The 16,925-nt window shown below is 45.3% G+C and carries 14 protein-coding genes; 2 read left to right on the top strand and 12 right to left on the bottom strand.

Going from position 1 to position 16,925, the window contains the following annotated elements; genetic code table 11:
* Positions 1-302 precede the first annotated feature (302 nt).
* The 9 genes from M0Q51_15965 to ruvC form a co-directional block, all read right to left on the bottom strand.
* A complete protein-coding gene (locus tag M0Q51_15965) occupies positions 303-1,337 on the bottom strand; it encodes an SDR family oxidoreductase (GenBank protein ID MCK9401474.1) in 1,035 nt (344 codons plus the stop codon).
* 21 nt (positions 1,338-1,358) lie between these two features.
* A complete protein-coding gene (locus M0Q51_15960) occupies positions 1,359-2,651 on the bottom strand; it encodes a GTP-binding protein (protein MCK9401473.1) in 1,293 nt (430 codons plus the stop codon).
* Between the two features lie 78 nt (positions 2,652-2,729).
* Positions 2,730-3,647: a sulfate adenylyltransferase subunit CysD gene (gene cysD / locus M0Q51_15955; GenBank protein MCK9401472.1), complete on the bottom strand. Its 918-nt coding sequence runs from the start codon at positions 3,645-3,647 to the stop codon at positions 2,730-2,732.
* 28 nt (positions 3,648-3,675) lie between these two features.
* Complete coding sequence (gene cysC, locus M0Q51_15950) at positions 3,676-4,239, bottom strand: adenylyl-sulfate kinase (protein ID MCK9401471.1); 564 nt, start codon at positions 4,237-4,239, stop codon at positions 3,676-3,678.
* A 33-nt stretch (positions 4,240-4,272) separates the two neighbouring features.
* Positions 4,273-6,771: a polysaccharide biosynthesis tyrosine autokinase gene (locus M0Q51_15945; GenBank protein ID MCK9401470.1), complete on the bottom strand. Its 2,499-nt coding sequence runs from the start codon at positions 6,769-6,771 to the stop codon at positions 4,273-4,275.
* Between the two features lie 8 nt (positions 6,772-6,779).
* A complete protein-coding gene (locus tag M0Q51_15940; GenBank protein MCK9401469.1) occupies positions 6,780-7,565 on the bottom strand; it encodes a polysaccharide biosynthesis/export family protein in 786 nt (261 codons plus the stop codon).
* A gap of 85 nt (positions 7,566-7,650) precedes the next feature.
* Entirely contained in the window at positions 7,651-8,826 is a 1,176-nt protein-coding gene (locus tag M0Q51_15935; protein MCK9401468.1) for a formimidoylglutamase, read from the bottom strand.
* A 57-nt stretch (positions 8,827-8,883) separates the two neighbouring features.
* Positions 8,884-11,217, bottom strand: a complete 2,334-nt coding sequence (gene topA, locus M0Q51_15930; protein MCK9401467.1) for a type I DNA topoisomerase — start codon at positions 11,215-11,217, stop codon at positions 8,884-8,886.
* 172 nt (positions 11,218-11,389) lie between these two features.
* The gene (gene ruvC / locus M0Q51_15925) at positions 11,390-11,947 is read right to left on the bottom strand and encodes a crossover junction endodeoxyribonuclease RuvC (GenBank protein MCK9401466.1); all 558 of its coding nucleotides are present in this window, start codon (positions 11,945-11,947) and stop codon (positions 11,390-11,392) included.
* A gap of 18 nt (positions 11,948-11,965) precedes the next feature.
* On the opposite strand from ruvC, the gene M0Q51_15920 reads away from it, so the two are divergent.
* Positions 11,966-12,985 carry a flippase-like domain-containing protein gene (locus M0Q51_15920; protein ID MCK9401465.1) on the top strand — a complete coding sequence of 340 codons (1,020 nt, stop codon included), beginning with the start codon at positions 11,966-11,968 and terminating at the stop codon, positions 12,983-12,985.
* 10 nt (positions 12,986-12,995) lie between these two features.
* Positions 12,996-14,123, top strand: a complete 1,128-nt coding sequence (locus tag M0Q51_15915; GenBank protein ID MCK9401464.1) for a glycosyltransferase — start codon at positions 12,996-12,998, stop codon at positions 14,121-14,123.
* A 54-nt stretch (positions 14,124-14,177) separates the two neighbouring features.
* Here the strand turns inward: M0Q51_15915 and queA are convergent, their stop codons facing one another.
* The 3 genes from queA to M0Q51_15900 all read right to left on the bottom strand — a co-directional run bounded on the left by queA (position 14,178) and on the right by M0Q51_15900 (position 16,382).
* A complete protein-coding gene (queA, locus tag M0Q51_15910; GenBank protein MCK9401463.1) occupies positions 14,178-15,227 on the bottom strand; it encodes a tRNA preQ1(34) S-adenosylmethionine ribosyltransferase-isomerase QueA in 1,050 nt (349 codons plus the stop codon).
* Positions 15,228-15,342: 115 nt separating this feature from the next.
* On the bottom strand, positions 15,343-16,029 hold the full coding sequence (gene truB, locus M0Q51_15905; protein MCK9401462.1) for a tRNA pseudouridine(55) synthase TruB: 687 nt from the start codon (positions 16,027-16,029) through the stop codon (positions 15,343-15,345).
* Between the two features lie 62 nt (positions 16,030-16,091).
* Positions 16,092-16,382: a DUF3098 domain-containing protein gene (locus M0Q51_15900; protein ID MCK9401461.1), complete on the bottom strand. Its 291-nt coding sequence runs from the start codon at positions 16,380-16,382 to the stop codon at positions 16,092-16,094.
* Positions 16,383-16,925 lie beyond the last annotated feature (543 nt).

The following is a 16,925-nucleotide window of genomic DNA, read 5'->3' as shown; positions in this document are numbered from 1 at the left end:
GTGAATATTTTTCTCTGAAGCTAAATTTTCATCGAAATCCAGACAGGCAGTTTTCCAAAGTCATACTTTTACCGATAATTATTATTTTTTCAATTTATATTAATGTCCCTTTTTAGAGGGGGCTCAAAGTTCAAAGTTAAAACTAATAAATTGCCACGAAAACACAAATACACTAAATATCACCAAATGTTGATTATCAACCAAATAACCTTGGTGTATCTTGGTGTTTTTGTGCTTTGGTGGCAAAAAATGGAATTATCGGAGGGGACTCAACTTTGAACTTTGAACTTTGAACTTTAAACTCACCGGAGGTGTTCATGGTACCATTCGCAGGCGAGCTCAAACCCTTTCCTGGCATCAAACCGGGGATTATAGCCGAGTTCTGCGCGTGCTTTTTCGATGGAGGCGTGGGAATAGGGGATGTCGCCAGGGCGTTCGGGGCCATAGATGGGTTCAATCCGTGCAATCTTCGGATCGAAGCGGGAGAGGTTGTCGCGGAGGATGTTGAAAAGCTCGTTGAGGGTGGTGTTGGCGCCGTAGGCGATGTTAAAAACGACAGCCCCCTCCCTGACTCCCTCCCCTGTTCCCCGCGTACGTGGGGACCTGTGGGGGAGGGACGGGGTGGGGGCTAACGCTGCCAGCTCATTCGCCTGTACCACGTTATCGATATAGGTAAAGTCCCTGGAATAGCTTCCGTCGCCGTTAATGACAGGCCGTTCGTGCTTCATCAGTTGTGAAACCCATTTGGGGATGACAGCAGCGTAGGCCCCGTGAGGGTCCTGGCGGCGGCCGAAAACGTTGAAATAGCGCAGGCTGGTGGTTTCCAGGCCGTAAATGTCATGGAAAATCCGGGCATATTTTTCATTCACGACCTTGGTGACGGCGTAGGGCGATAAAGGCTCGCCGGTTTCTTCCTCCACTTTGGGCAGTTTTTTACTGCTGCCATAGACTGACGAACTGGAAGCATAAACGAATCTTTTAACCCTGGCATCGCGGGCAGCGATGAGCATGTTCAAGGTCCCGGTGATATTAATCTCGTTGGTACGTGCCGGATTCTCGATAGATCGCGGTACAGAGCCGAGGGCAGCCTGGTGGAAAACATACTCGATCCCATCGCAGGCTTTTTTGCAGGTATCAGGATCGCGTATGTCGCCTTCGATGAAGGTAAAACGGGGGTTGGAAAGAAATGGCTCAATGTTTTTACGGAAGCCGGTTAGAAAGTTGTCCAGGCAGACGACCTCGTTGTCCTGCAGCAGGAAGGCCTCGCAGAGTGCGGATCCGATGAATCCGGCACCGCCGGTGATTAACAGCCGATGCTGTTTAAGTTCAAAGTTCAAAGTTCAAAGTTGAGTTCAAAGTTAAACAATCATTCCCACTCCCACCGTATTGAACGTTCCTTCCTCGATCAGGATAATGCTGCCGGTGGTACGGTTCCGCCGGTAGCTGTCGTAAAACAATGGTTTGGTAGTACGCAGTTGCACACGGGCGATTTCGTTCATTCTCAGTTCTTTTCCATCAGGAACCCGTTCGAGTGTGTTGACATCGACCTTATAAACAATCTCTTTGATCATTGCCCTTACCTCGGAGGTGGTATGGCGTAGATAATATTTCATGCCCGGGAGCAGTGGTTTATCGCTCATCCAGCACATCATGACTTCGATATCCTGCCCGGTTTCAGGCACGTTGTTTTCTCTGACGATCATATCGCCCCGGCTTATATCGAGGTCGTCGGAAAGGCGGAATGTAACGGACATTGGCGGGAAAGCCTCATTTATTTCCGATTCATCAAAATCGATGGATTCGAGGGTGGTAATAAAGCCGGAGGGCAGCACCATCACCTTTTCTCCTTTATGGAAAACCCCGCCGGCGACCCGTCCGGCATAGCCGCGGTAGTCGTGGAATTTCTCCGAGATTGGCCGGATCACATACTGCACGGGGAAGCGCGGGTCGATGTGGTTATGGTCGCTGGCAACATGGATATTCTCCAGGATATATCGCAGCGTACCGCCTTCATACCACGGCATGTTGTTCAGTTTGTTGACCACGTTATCGCCATTCAGGGCGCTGATCGGGACAAAATGGATGTCTTTCACATCAAGTTTGGCGGCGAAAGCGCCGAAGTCATGCTTGATCTTTTCATAGACCTCTTCGCTATAATTCATCAGGTCCATTTTGTTGACACAGATGATCAGATGGGGGATCTGCAGCAGGGATGCGATGTAGGAATGGCGGTATGTCTGCTCGGTCACGCCATTGCGGGCATCGATGAGGATGATGGCGGCGTTGGCTGTTGAGGCTCCGGTGACCATGTTGCGGGTGTACTGCACGTGGCCGGGGGTATCGGCGATGATGAACTTGCGTTTGGGTGTGGCAAAGTAACGGTAAGCCACATCGATGGTAATGCCTTGCTCCCGCTCGGCGCGGAGGCCATCTGTAAGCAGGGCAAGATTGATCATTTCATTACCTTTTCTGATGCTGGCACGTTTGACCGCCTCGAGCTGATCCTCGAAGATGGATTTACTATCATACAGCAACCTGCCGATCAGGGTACTTTTCCCGTCATCGACGCTGCCGGCCGTCGTAAAACGCAACAGCTCCATTTCGAGGTAAGCCTTACTAGAAAATTTATCTTCCACCATAGTATAGTTCAAAGTTCAAAGTTCAAAGTTGAGTTTTTAGTTCAAAGTTAGTTCAAAGTTCACTTTTCACTTTGAACTTTGAACTTTGAACTAAAAGTATCCTTCTTTCTTCCGGTCTTCCATAGCCGATTCCGATCGCAGGTCATCGGCACGGCCGCCCCGTTCGGTCACCCTGACGGCGGCGATTTCCTGGATAATGTCTTCCAGTGTAGATGCTTCCGACACGGTCAGCCCGGTGCAGGAAATATCGCCGATGGTACGGCACCTGATGCGCATGGTGATTACTTTTTCGGTGTCCCTTTTTTTCATGAAAGGGGCATCGGCCAGCCAAACCCCGTCGCGGTTAAACACTTTACGTTCATGGGTGAAGTAAAGGTTTGGAATATCAATATTATCGAGGTAGATATATTGCCAGATATCCATTTCGGTCCAGTTGCTGAGGGGGAAAACGCGGAAATGCTCCCCGGTGCGCTTTTTGCTGTTGAAGATATTCCACAGTTCCGGGCGCTGGTTTTTAGGGTCCCACTGCCCGAATTCATCGCGGTGCGAGAAAAAGCGTTCCTTGGCACGGGCTTTTTCCTCATCACGGCGGCCTCCACCCATCGCGGCATCGATCTTATTTTTGGTGAGGGTATCGAGCAGGGTAACGGTTTGTAACAGGTTGCGGCTGGCATCAAAGCCGGTTTCTTCCACCACACGGCCATTATCGATCGATTCCTGCACCGAGCCGACTATCAACTGCACACCAAGCTTTTTGACCAGTTCATCGCGGAAGATCATGGTTTCAATAAAGTTATGGCCGGTATCGATATGCATAAGCGGAAAAGGTATCCTGGCGGGCCAGAAGGCTTTCCTGGCCAGGTGAACCATCACGATCGAATCTTTTCCGCCGGAAAACAGCAGCGCCGGCCTTTCAAACTGGGCCGCCACCTCCCGCATAACGTAAATGGATTCTGATTCCAGTTCGCGAAGATGATTGAGGTTATATTTTCGTTGAAGATCGGTCATTAAAAGGTTAATGGTTATTGGTTATTGGTTATTGGTCAACTCTGATCCTCGGAAGCAGGAACCCCAGCAATTTCTCAACAGATTGTTCGATAGTCAGCAGGTCGGTACGGATTTCGAGATCAGCATTGACCAGGACTTCAAAGGGTGCGCCGATCCCTGTAAAGTCTTTGATTTCTCCTTTTCTTGCTTTGGCATAAAGTCCTTTAACATCGCGTTTTTCGCAAACTTCAAGCGGTGCGTTGATATATACTTCGATGAAGTTTTCTCTTCCTATAATATCCATAGCCAGGTGACGGACTTCACGGGTTGGGCTGATAAAGCTATTGATGGCAATGATGCCGCAATTGAGGAAGAGTTTGGAAACCTCGGCGATCCGGCGGATATTTTCCCGGCGGTCTTCTTCGGAAAAGCTGAGATTATTGTTTATCCCGCTGCGGATGTTGTCACCATCAAGGATCTGCACCGTAAAATTCCTGGCAAAAAGTTCTTCTTCGAGGCGTTTGGCAAGGGTGGTTTTCCCTGCACCCGAAAGACCGGCAAACCAGATCACCCTGGCTTTTTGCCTTAAGCGCTTTTCCTTGTCTTCCCGCATATTACAAATGTTCACAGCTATTTCCGGTAATGCTCAGAACCTTTTAAAAATCCTGTTCGTTGTTGAATCCACTTCTTTGTTTTTATCGTCGGAATAGTAGCCATAACCGTAGCCATAACCGTAACCATACCCATAACCGTACCCATAGCCGTACCCATAACCGTACCCATAGCCATAACCGTAGGAACCTTTGGTAAGTTTAACGTCGTTGATCAGGATATGGACATTCGGGATTTCTCTTTGTTCAATATCTTTAATAATTGAACCGAAGACTTTTTTAAGTGTATAATGCTGTCGCACGCAGAAAAGGTTGGCATCGGTATATTTCATCAGCAGGAAAGCATCGGTGACAAGGCCAACCGGCGGGGTATCGATGATGATAAAATCGTAGTCCTCTTTCAGGCGGCGAAAAAGCTCATCGGTTTTTTCGGAAGCAATCAGCTCGGATGGGTTAGGGGGAACAGGTCCTGCCATGATGATATCGAGGTTTTCGATCATGGAATGCTGGATTATGCTTTCGTAGGAGCTTTTATTGATCAGGTAAGAGCTGATACCTTCATTATTGGACAGGCCAAAGTCCTGGTAGATTTTGGGTTTCCGCAGGTCGAAACCGATCAGCATGGTTTTTTTACCATAGAGTGCGAAAATTGATGCAAGGTTGATGGATATAAAGGTTTTACCGGCGCTGACCATATCGGAGGTAATCAGAATGGTCATTTTGGATTTTCCTTTGGTAACGAATGCAAGGTTTGTACGGATGGACCGGAATGATTCTGCTATGGAAGATTTTGGAGAATCGGCCACCACAATGGTGCTTAGCCTGTTGCTGTGGATAATGTGTCCGATGATGGGCACCCGGGTAATCTTTTCGACGTCAGCGCGTTCAATTATCTTATCATTCAGGTAATCCCTACCGAGTATAAACAGGGTGGGCAGGATCAGGCCAAGGATCAATGCGATGATATAATTCAGGCTGGTCTTGGGATATACCGGGGTCGAGTCCAGCAGCCTGGCATGGTCAACGATCTCATTATCAGAAACATTGGAAGCCCTTGTGATCTGTGCTTCGGCCCTGCGCTGTTGCAGGAAGTTATAAATGTTGTCGCTTAACTTGAATTTCCTGGTGATTCCAAGCAGTTCCCGCTGGGTTTTGGGGATCGTGATCATCTGGCCGGTCAGGACCTCCATCCGGCTGCTGATATCTTTTAAACCAATTTCAGAATTCTTCACGATATTGGTGATATTTTCCAATAACGCATCTTTCGTGTTTTCGATACGAAGATCGAGCGCGATAACAGTAGGGTTTTTTTCTGTAGAAGTAAGAAACGCTTCCGCTCTCTCGTTAAAGAGGGTGGAAAGCTCCTGGATCAGGCTGGTCGTCAAGGGGTCATCAATGCCCATCGCCGATGGGACAATCAGGCCCTGCTGTATGTCTTTATTGCTTTCGACATACTTTTTCAGCGATTTGTAATACAAGTTTTTTACCTTCAGATCAGCTTGCTGGGTTTCCAATGTCTTCATGTATTCAACAGCTTGTTGTGACTGGAAATCGATATCCATGACGATATTCTGGCTCCGGTAATCCTGCAGTTCCAATTCAGCGAAACTCAGCGAATCGCTGATATCCATCAACTGCTCGTCGATAAACCGGATTGTATTGGTAGCGATCATGTTTTTCTTCTCAAGTCCCTGGGCGATATATTCCCTTGTCAGCATGTTCAGGAAAGCTGCTGATTTGGCTTCATTAAATCCCCTGAGGGACAGCTTCAGGATTGAAGCTTCTTTATTGATAGGTTCAATGGTAATGCCCTTAACCCCATACTTTGCTACAAGTGATTTAAGGTCTTTAAAAACAAAATTCAGGTTCCTGGCAACAAGTTCATTCACCAGGGCATTTGGTTTCAGTACCAGGTGAAAGCTATAGGCCTCACCTTCGAGTTGTTCCCCAAAGAACAGTGTATCACTGACTTTGAGGAACAGATATTTATCTTCAGCCTCTTTATAAGTTGAATAATCGTATAGTGTAGTATTTTCCGATTCTGCCTGGATGAGATATTTGGAGGCAGAAATGATTTTAATCTTGAATTCCATATTGACAGGCTGCAGGTGACTTGTATCAAAGACAACTTCAAAGGGGTTATCAGGGTAAAGTTCCCTGGATATAAAATTTTCCTCTTCGAAATAGGCAACGAAAAAGTCAAGGTTTTTCACCGCACGTTCAGTCAGGGAGTAGGAACTCAGAACACCGATTTCGTTCTCAATATTTTGCAGGTCACCCCCGAAACCAAGCCCGATCAATTGTTGCGGATCTATACTGTTACCACGGTCGGATTTAATGATCACCGTAGTGCTGACCTCATAAACAGATTTGGTATATTTATTAAAAAGGAAGGCGATAATGAGGGCAACGATGATGGTCAGTATGAAAAAATACCAATAGCGGTAAATCTTAAAGAAGAGGGCTTTATAATCAAAGCTCTCTTCTGCCTGTGGCTGGGTTTGCTGATAAATACGGGTATTTTCGTTTTCCACTTTATTAATTATTTGCTGAAGTAATTGATGAGTAAAAGCGTGGTACTAATAGTGGTGAATATTAAAGTATAAGGGAACTCACTGAAAGCAAATTGTTTACCCTTAAGCGATTCAACATAGACCAGGTCGTTAGGCATGATGTAATAATAATCCGATTCCAGGATACTATAATCGTTCAGGTTAATCCGGTAGGTTTTAACCCCTTTCTCACTCTGGCGTACAAGCAGCACCTTGTTTCTTTTGGCGAAATCAGTCATATCTCCTGCCATGGCAATGGCTTCGAAAATATTTATTTTATCCTGGTAAACCACATATTTTCCCGGATTTTTAAATTCACCTAACATCGAAACATGAAAATTAGCCAGCTTAACAATTACGATAGTATTTTTGACATATTCATTCACCCTCTCCTGGATTTTCTGGCGTATTTGTTCGGTAGTGAAATTATCGACCATTACTTTTCCGATAAGGGGAAACTCAACGTAACCCGAGTCATTGACGGTATAACTATTCAGGTAAATACCTGCTTCGTCATAATAATTGTTAATTGCACCCGATTCATAGAAGAAATTAGTTTTTTCATCGAGGCTTTTAACCTTGACATAGAGATTATCTCCCTTGTGAACAAGATATTCTATGGCTTCGGGTTTCTTAAAATCAGCTTTGGCCATTTTAAATTCCTTGGGGTCCTGCAGATATCGGATACGTTTCATCGGTACGCATGACGACAGGAGGATTGCTGCTAAAAAGAGTACTAATCCTGCTTTTTTTAACATATCCGGTGTTCTTTTCATATCAAATCGTTTCTCTGATTGGTTCAAAACTCTTTGTAGTAATTATTAAACGGAGTGCAAAAGTAAAAAAAATCCTTGAACTAACTCACATAAGTTTCTGGTAAGTTTGCCACCATCTATCGGGGAGGGTATTCTGGCAGGCGGTCTGGTAATCCTGGTAGGAACATGGTACAAGGTGGTGCCGTTCGTAGCGTTCGCGATGTTTGCTACGAATAGGGACCTCCATCCACCAACGCTCGCTCTTATTGCTACGGTAAAAAACCACTTCGTCTTTAAAATCTTTCAGGGTCACGGTATATTTTACCATGTCTTTTTTCTTGTCGGGCGGGAAATCCCCTTTGCGGCTATAAAAACCGTCGATAAAATACCATATCATTTGTCCGGCAAGCTGAGCTGTCTGCGATTGGCGGTCAAGCCTGGGGTTAACCTCATAAAGGCCAAGGGAAGTCAGCTTATCGCTCAATCCTGCATAGCGCATGATCTGGCAGATTTCCTCTCCGTAGAAGCCGTTAGGGGAGGCATTTCCATTCCCGGGTGCATCCGAAGCCCTGACGGCGCCAATATCTACGCTTATCATATCGGCATTCCTTACCATCGGTTCGACTTCTTCCATATTAGCCCTCACCATTCCCAGGCGGTAGGTGTCGAAATAAAGGTTTTTCATCAGGGTGATTGCCTGTTGGTCGACAAAATAGGTTTGGAAGCCGATATTGGTATAATTGAAAAGATAATTGGGCTGTTGCAGAATGATATGGCTCATATAGGAGCGGGCATCGAGTTTTTCTCCGGAATGACCAAGGTCGAACTGCGGATCGACCGCGGCAATATTAATAATCCTGCCAAGTTTCTCATACGCTTTGTATGTTGCAAATGTCAGGTCCTGGCTGCCACCGAGGATAACAGGAACGATGTTACGCTCAAGCAATTCCACAAGGATGGTGGTAAGGGCAAAGTAAGTATCATCAATGGTATGACCCCGCATCAGATTCCCCAGGTCGACTGCATTGAGTTTAAAATTCCCCTGAAAAAGCTTATATAATTCTCTCCTGATCAAATCGGGAGCAAGTCCGCAACCGTTGTTAAAAAAGGAATTCCGGTCTTCTCCCACACCGAAGATAGCCAGGTCTGCCTGGTCAAAAGAGGGGAAATCGTCAGGTTGAATATAAGCTTTTACGACATCGCCCATCAGCTTGCGGCCTGTCTTGTCAGCATATTGATACCCTTTTAGCTGTATTGTTTCAAAATATATTGATATATCCATTCATTTTGATTTACCGGTCAAAAATAAATGGAAATCGTGAACATTCAAAGAAAGGGCTCAGGATTTTTTCCGGGTCGGGATGGTTTTCTTTTTGCCTTTTTTTTCCTGAGCTTCAGCTAATCTGAGGCAATCTTCGAGTTTCAGGCCTACGGGATCGGTTCCTTTAGGAATTTTGTAATTAGACTTTGAGATAGAAATATATGGGCCAAAGCGTCCGTTAAGTACCAGGACATTATCATTTTCCGGGAACTTCCTGATGATTTTTTCTTTATCCTGTTTTCTTTTCAGTTCAATGATTTCCACGGCCCTTTCCTGGCTGACAGAAGCGGGATCATCGTGTTTCGTCAGCGAAAAATAGAGGTTGTTATGCTTGATATAAGGCCCGAATCTGCCGACGGCAACAATCATTTCATTGTTTTCATAGCTGCCGATACTGCGTGGAAAATTAAACAGTTCCAATGCTTGTCCGAGGGTAAGGGTTTCGATCGACTGCCCTTTACTCAAACCGGCGAAACGCGGTTTTTCATCACTTTCTGTTTCACCGATCTGGACAACCGGACCAAAACGTCCGAGTTTCACGTACATATTCTTCCCTGATTTGGGATCGGTCCCGAGGAGTCTTTCTCCGCTGAATTTGCCTGTATTATCAACCGTTTCCTGTATCTGGCGGTGGAAAGGTCCATAAAAGAGGCCGATCATTTCATTCCATTTCTTTTCGCCACGGGCAATCTCATCGAAGTCTTTCTCAACAGTAGCGGTAAACTGGTAATCGATGATGTTTTCAAAATACTGCATCAGGAAACGGTTAACCAGGGCTCCCAGGTCAGTAGGAAGGAGTTTACCTTTTTCAAAGCCTGCTTTTTCGGTTTTCTCGTGTAGCCTGATCTCCCTGTTTTTAAGGGTCAACAGGTCAAAGGCCCGAGTGAACCCTTCCACATCGAGCTTTTCGACATATTCCCTCTTCTGGATGGTCGAAATAGTGGGGGCATAAGTGGATGGCCTGCCGATGCCGAGTTCTTCAAGTTTTTTGACGAGGCTGGCTTCTGTATAACGTCTTAAGGGCTGAGTAAAGCGTTGTTCGGCATTCATTTCCGAAAGGTCGGGCTGGTCGCCTTTTGCAAGTGGAGGAAGGATGCTCCGGCCTTCTTCATCGGCCTCATCATCGTACGATTCACGGTAAACCTTCAGGAAACCATCAAATTTGATCACTTCACCCTGTGCAATGAATTCCTCACCGGTCAGGGTGGAAACACTGATGTTAATGATCGTTTTTTCCGTCAGGGCATCGCTCATTTGTGATGCGATCGTTCTTTTCCAGATCAGTTCGTAAAGTTTTTTCTGTGCCGAACTGCCGTTAATGGAAGAATTGCTTATATAAGTTGGCCTGATAGCTTCATGTGCCTCCTGTGCGCCTTTTGATTTCGTAGTATATTGGCGGGTTTTGGAATATTCCGGTCCGTAAATCCTGGCAATCTCTTCCTTCAGCATGGCCAGCGCCAGCTTGGAGAGGGTTACCGAGTCGGTACGCATGTAAGTGATCAAACCTTCTTCATAGAGCTGTTGTGCGATACGCATGGTGTTGGACACTGAAAACCCCAGTTTGCGGCTGGCTTCCTGTTGAAGCGTGGAGGTAGTGAATGGTGGAGCAGGGGATTTTTTAGCTGGTTTCGTTTCTATATTGGTAACCCGGTATGAGGCGCCGATGCATTTTTCAAGGAATTTCCGGGCCTCCTCCCGTGTCTTGAAACGGGTGGGAAATTCAGCTTCGAAGGTGTATGCCTGTCCGTCTTTTTTAATGATAAACCTGGCTGTGACTTTAAAAGATGAAGTAGAACTGAAGGCCCGGATTTCATCTTCCCGCTCCACGATAAGGCGTACAGCGACCGATTGCACCCTGCCGGCCGACAGGGCGGGTTTAACTTTTTTCCAAAGCAGGGGTGACAGTTCAAATCCGACCAGGCGGTCGAGCACACGGCGGGCCTGTTGCGCATTAACAAGGTTGCGGTCGATTTTACGCGGATTATCGATTGCTTCATGAATAGCAGTCCTGGTAATCTCGTGGAAAACAATCCGTTTAGTCTCATTCTCATTGAGCCCTAATGCAGAAACCAGGTGCCACGAAATAGCTTCCCCCTCGCGGTCCTCATCAGTTGCTAACCAGATGGTCTCCGCATCTTTTGCAATTTTTTTCAATTCGGCAACGATCTTTTTCTTGTCCGGGGAGATTTCATAGATAGGCATAAACCCTTTTTCAATATCTACCCCAAGGTCTTTTTTCGAAAGATCCATAACATGGCCAAAGCTGGAGCGGACAATAAAATCCTTTCCGAGGAATCGTTCAATAGTCTTAGCTTTAGCCGGAGATTCAACGATGACGAGGTTTTTAATCATAATGAGAAAATAGCTGGTTAATAGTATTTCACTGCAGAAGCTTGCAGCTCCCTCAATTTGAGCCCGCAAAAGTACAATATTTCTTATTAATCGGATTTTTAGGAAAATATACCCGGTCGAAAATTAAAATTTTTAATTTTAAGTGTTGAGGGTTAAGTGGGGGACTTTTCAATTAATGTTCTGCCTGCCTGTCCGGGTTTTCAGTGAGGAAAGATTTCCAGCCTGAGAATTTCTTATCCTGCTTTCCGGGATTATTCTGAAAGTAATGACAAACGGCGGCGGCCAGACCGTCAGTGGCATCCAGGTACTGTGGCGACTGCGTGAACTGAAGAAGGTTTTGCAACATCAGGGCTACCTGCTCCTTGGAAGCATTTCCCCGTCCGGTAATCGACTGCTTTATTTTACGGGGGCTGTATTCAAAAATCGGAACGGTCCTCGATAAAGCAGCTGCCATTGCAACACCCTGAGCACGACCTAGTTTAAGCATCGATTGGACATTTTTACCATAGAAAGGCGCTTCGATTGCCAGTTCATCCGGATGATATTCTTCGATGAGAGAAACCGTCCGTTCAAATATTTTCTTTAACTTGTCCTCGTGTTCGGAAAACTGGTGGAGTTTAAGCACACCCATCGTCATCAGCTCGATCTTTTTTTCCCGGATCATGATAACACCATAACCCATGATCGTAGTACCGGGATCGATGCCCAATATTATGCGTTCCGAAGACAATTTTTTAAGGATTAATAAATGATCGTACAAAAGACAAAGATAAGGAAAACCTTCAATTACCTGATCCGGGCGCTGATTATCCTGGTAACCTATGGATTTATTTACCGGCAGGTATTCGTAGAACGGAAGCTGCATGAAATCGTGGATGTTTTCAACAAGATGATGGAGCAGCAACAGGCCTGGTTCATGATAAGCCTGATCCTGTTGCTCATGCTGCTCAACTGGAGCATTGAATCGGTTAAATGGCGTTTACTGATCGCTAAAATCGAGAAAATTTCATTTTTCCGTGCTTTTAAGGCTGTCATGACTGGGGTTTCGGTCAGCCTTTTCACTCCAAACAGAACGGGTGATTACCTGGGCCGGGTTTTCATCCTGGAAAAAGGTAACCACGTGGAAGGCATATTGATAACCCTCATCGGCAGTTTTGCGCAGATCGTCGTTACCCTCAGTGCAGGCCTGTTCTGCTTTCTTTCATTCCTTGATCAATACCTTCGCGTGTCTTACCATGTTCAGGAATACCTTCTCATAAGCCTGATTTTTTTGATCCCCTGCCTCATTTTTATAATCATGCTTTTTTACTTTAAAATAGGCATCCTTTCCGATTTTATCGGCCGCTATATGCCACGAAAATGGGAGCGTTTCATAGAATATTCCAGGGTCTTTGCCAGGTATTGCGGTAAAGAACTTCTGGAAGTACTGCTTCTAAGCTTATTAAGATACGTGATCTTTTCAACCCAGTTTTTCCTGCTGCTCAGAATGTTTGGGGTTGAATTACCTGTAATCCAGGGCATGATCCTCATCCCGGTTATCTACCTTGCGATGACTTTGGTTCCATCTATTGCCCTGATCGACCTCGGAATCAGGGGATCGGTCTCCATTTTTGTTATCGGACTGTATTTTCAAAAATCCGGTTTTAATTCAGGTGATACGGAACTGGCAATTCTTACATCTTCAACGGTTTTATGGCTGGTTAACCTGATCATTCCGGCAATCCTGGGGACTTTCTTTGTCTTCAGCCTTAAATTCTTCAGGAAATAAAAAGCCATACATGGAAACCTTGCTGATGATCACCGGAATCGTGTTATGCCTGACAGATTTATTTTATACCGGGCTGATCGGACTTTTTACCTTCGGATGGTACAGGCAGAAAGGAACTATAAAGACCGGGACTGTTGAGCCTGTAATGAAAGTCAGCGTGATCGTTGCGGCCAGAAATGAAGAGAAAAGCATAGCTGATCTGTTGGGTGATTTGGCGGCTCAGCATTATCCATCCTCCATGATTGAAATTCTCGTGATCGATGACCATTCAACCGATAAAACTGCTGAGATTGTGACAGATTTTATTGCTAAACAGAAACTTTCCGGATTTATACTGATAAAAAATGATGATGGGGCGGGGAAAAAAGCAGCGCTTGCATGGGGTGTCGGCAAATCAACCGGTGAACTGATCCTTTCGACCGATGCCGATTGCCGGATGGGGCCTGGATGGATATCGGCAATAGTATCTTATTTTCAGGATAAAACGAAAGTGATGATTTTCGGTCCGGTTTCTTATTTTACACAGAAAGGCCTTCTGAACCGGTTTCAATCGCTGGAATTTTCAGGCATGATGGCATCAGGGGCCGGAGCCGCCCGGGCGGGTCAGCCATTTATTTGCAATGGCGCCAACCTGGCTTACCGGAAAAGCGCTTTTATGCAGGTAGGTGGATATGCGGGCAATGAAAAATTTATTTCCGGAGATGATGTTTTCCTGATGCATAAAATGAAGAAGGAATATGGCAACAAAGCGATCGGCTTTGCCCCGGATAAAAATGCACTAGTCCAGACTTATCCGGCAGCCGGTCTTCGGGCATTTTTTAAACAACGTATCCGTTGGGCATCGAAAAGCAAAGGTTATAAGGATAACCTTTCAGCCTTTACCGCAATAGCCGTTTTTTCCTTCAACCTGTTCATAACAGCCACTTTTTTTGCGGGATTTTGTTATCCGGGATTATTCTTGCTTTTTGCCGGCGTTATCTTGTTGAAATCACTCATTGACCTGCCATTGATGTGGGGAGTCACCGGATTTAACACTCAAAGACAACTAAGGTATTGGTATTTGCCTTTCCAGGTGATCTATCCGTTTTATGTGGTGGTGGCAGGAATCCTTGGCCTGTTTCCCAGGAAAAGATGGTAAGCAACACTGTTTCACTGTTTCACCGTTTCACCGTTTCACTGTTCCACCGTTCCACTATATAATAAGCATTGCGTCCCCGTAAGTGAAGAACTTATATTTCAGGTTGATGGCTTCTTTGTAAGCTTCTGTGAGGAAATCATATCCTGCAAAAGCGGAGGCCATCATCATCATTGATGACATAGGGAGGTGAAAGTTGGTGACTAAGGCATCGGCTATGGTAAAATCGTAGGGCGGAAAGATGAATTTATTAGTCCAGCCCCTGTAGGGTTTAACTTTTCCTGATATTGAAACGGCTGTTTCGAGGGCTTTCATGGAAGTTGTCCCAACAGAAACGATCTTTTTACGGTTTTCCTTAGCATGATTAATAATCGCCGTGGCATTTTCTTCGATCAGCATCTCTTCAGAATCCATTTTATGCTTGGTCAGGTCTTCCACTTCGATGGCACGGAAGTTCCCGAGCCCGACGTGAAGGGTGATTTCGGCAAAATTGATCCCTTTCAGCTCAAGTCGTTTCATCAGTTCGCGGCTGAAGTGCATACCGGCGGTCGGAGCGGCAACAGCGCCTTCGTGCTTTGCATAAATCGTCTGATACCGGATATCATCTATCGGTTCAACGGATCTCTTATGGATCTTGGGCAGGGGTGTCTGGCCCAGGGCGGTAATCGTTTTCTTAAAATCCTCATAGGGACCATCGAAAAGGAACCTGAGGGTCCGGCCGCGTGACGTGGTGTTGTCGATTACTTCAGCAACAAGCGAATCATCATCACCAAAATAAAGTTTATTGCCTATCCGGATTTTACGGGCCGGGTCGACCAGAACATCCCAGAGGCGGGATTCACGGTTCAATTCACGGAGCAGGAAAACTTCGATCTTGGCACCGGTTTTTTCTTTCGTCCCAAACAAACGGGCAGGGAAAACCTTGGTGTTATTAATTACGAAAACATCACCATCGCTGAAATAATTAAGAATGTCTTTAAATTCTTTATGTTCGATGGAGTGGGTTTTACGGTTGAGGATCATCAGTTTCGATTCGTCCCTGTTTTCAGGGGGTCTTTCGGCGATGAGTTCAGCAGGTAAGTAAAACTTAAACTGGGAGAGTTTCATAGCAGCGCTTCAATTCTTCAGAATAAAACGTGCAAAGGTAATCAAATTTGAGGGATTTGTCAACTTAATATTATCTACTTCTTAAGTTTTGAATTAGTTTTTAATAAAAAGTTGTTTATTCAAGATAAAGCAAAGCTTCGAACTGCGCAACAGTCAGGGCATCCTGGACGCTATACCGGCCTATTCCGGTCCGTCTCAAGGAAGTAAGGTAAGCGCCGGAATTTAAAGCTTCTCCGAAATCCCTGGCCAGCGAACGGATATAAGTCCCCTTACTGCATACAACCCGGAAACTGACTTCAGGCAAATCAATCCGGGTAATTTCGAATTCCTTGATGGTGATGGTCACGGGTTCTATCTTCACCTCTTTGTTCTTCCTGGCCGACAGATAAGCCCTTTTTCCTTCGACCAGCTTGGCTGAAAATTGCGGGGGGACCTGTTGGATGGTTCCGATGAATTTTTGAGTAGCAGCCAGTATCATTTCAGATGTAAGATGGCCGGTTTCCGATTTATGATTTATTTCGGTTTCTGAATCATAAGAAGGGGTTGTAGCACCGAGGAGGAAGGTGCCGGCATATTCTTTGTCGAGGCCTACCAGCTCGTTGATCCGTTTGGTCATGGCGCCGGTGCAGATCAGCAGAAGCCCCGTGGCTTTGGGATCCAGTGTGCCCGCATGCCCGACCTTCAGCTTCTTTCCCAGTTGCCGGCTGATCAGCCGCCGGACCTTGTTGACAGCATCAAATGAGGTCCAGTCGATCGCCTTGTCGATCAGCAGCAGTTCACCCCGGATAAAATCAAATTCCATATATTTTTAATATCAATCCTGAAACTATCCGGCGAAAATGGCGATAGGACCTATGATAAGGATTAATCCTTTGGTTTTTTCATAATGGCGAAAATCTCAACCACATAACCTGCAAGGATCAGGATCGGGGCCAGGGTAATCCTGCGGAAATTGAAAATATCCTGGCTGAAAACTTTTGGATCGTCAGACCCCCCGCCAATCATGAGGAGAAAGCCGAGAACGATCAAAGCCAGGCCTATCAGCAATAAGCGGTAATTCTCCTTTCCAAATGCAAACCCGGACCTGGATACCGGTTCAATAGCCCTTATGCCAGCATGCTTTTCCTTTACGGCTACTTTCTTCTTTTCAGTCATCTCTTTATAATTAAAAAACAAAAATAATAAATTATGTGAAACAGTGAAACGGTGAAAAAGTGAAACAGTTCGCAGTTCCCAGTTCGCAGTTTGCGCTCGGCGGTCAGCGGTCGGCGGTCAAAACTCAGAACTCAGCATTCCCATCCTTCCATCGCTGCGATCCACCATTTGTGAGGCAACCGGAGGTTTTAAATATCTAATTTAGAAACATAATAAATTATTTTTTTAGTGGTTTTCCACTATGGATTTCACTAAAAATATTTATATTATTACGGGCATCAAGAATGGACTTATATATGTTAGGTTCATTATGCTGGATCCAAAATCGCTGTACCCTCCATAATTGCATTTTGCTTTTACAACACAATGATATTTAGTTTATTAACCATTTTATTTAATCAAAAATGAAAAAAGTTGTCCCGAGTTTGACACTTCATTTTTGTAATTGATTTATATACAGCATAGTAATGGCTTGCATAGAGGTTTGTGCCACTACATTTCGTTCTTTTTTATAAGATTTTAGATGGTATTCTCATGTTCATA

Source organism: Bacteroidales bacterium (genome assembly GCA_023229505.1).
GTDB lineage: Bacteria > Bacteroidota > Bacteroidia > Bacteroidales > JAGOPY01 > JAGOPY01.
The sequence above is the reverse complement of the archived record's forward strand: the minus strand, read 5'-3'. Positions and strand labels throughout refer to the sequence as shown.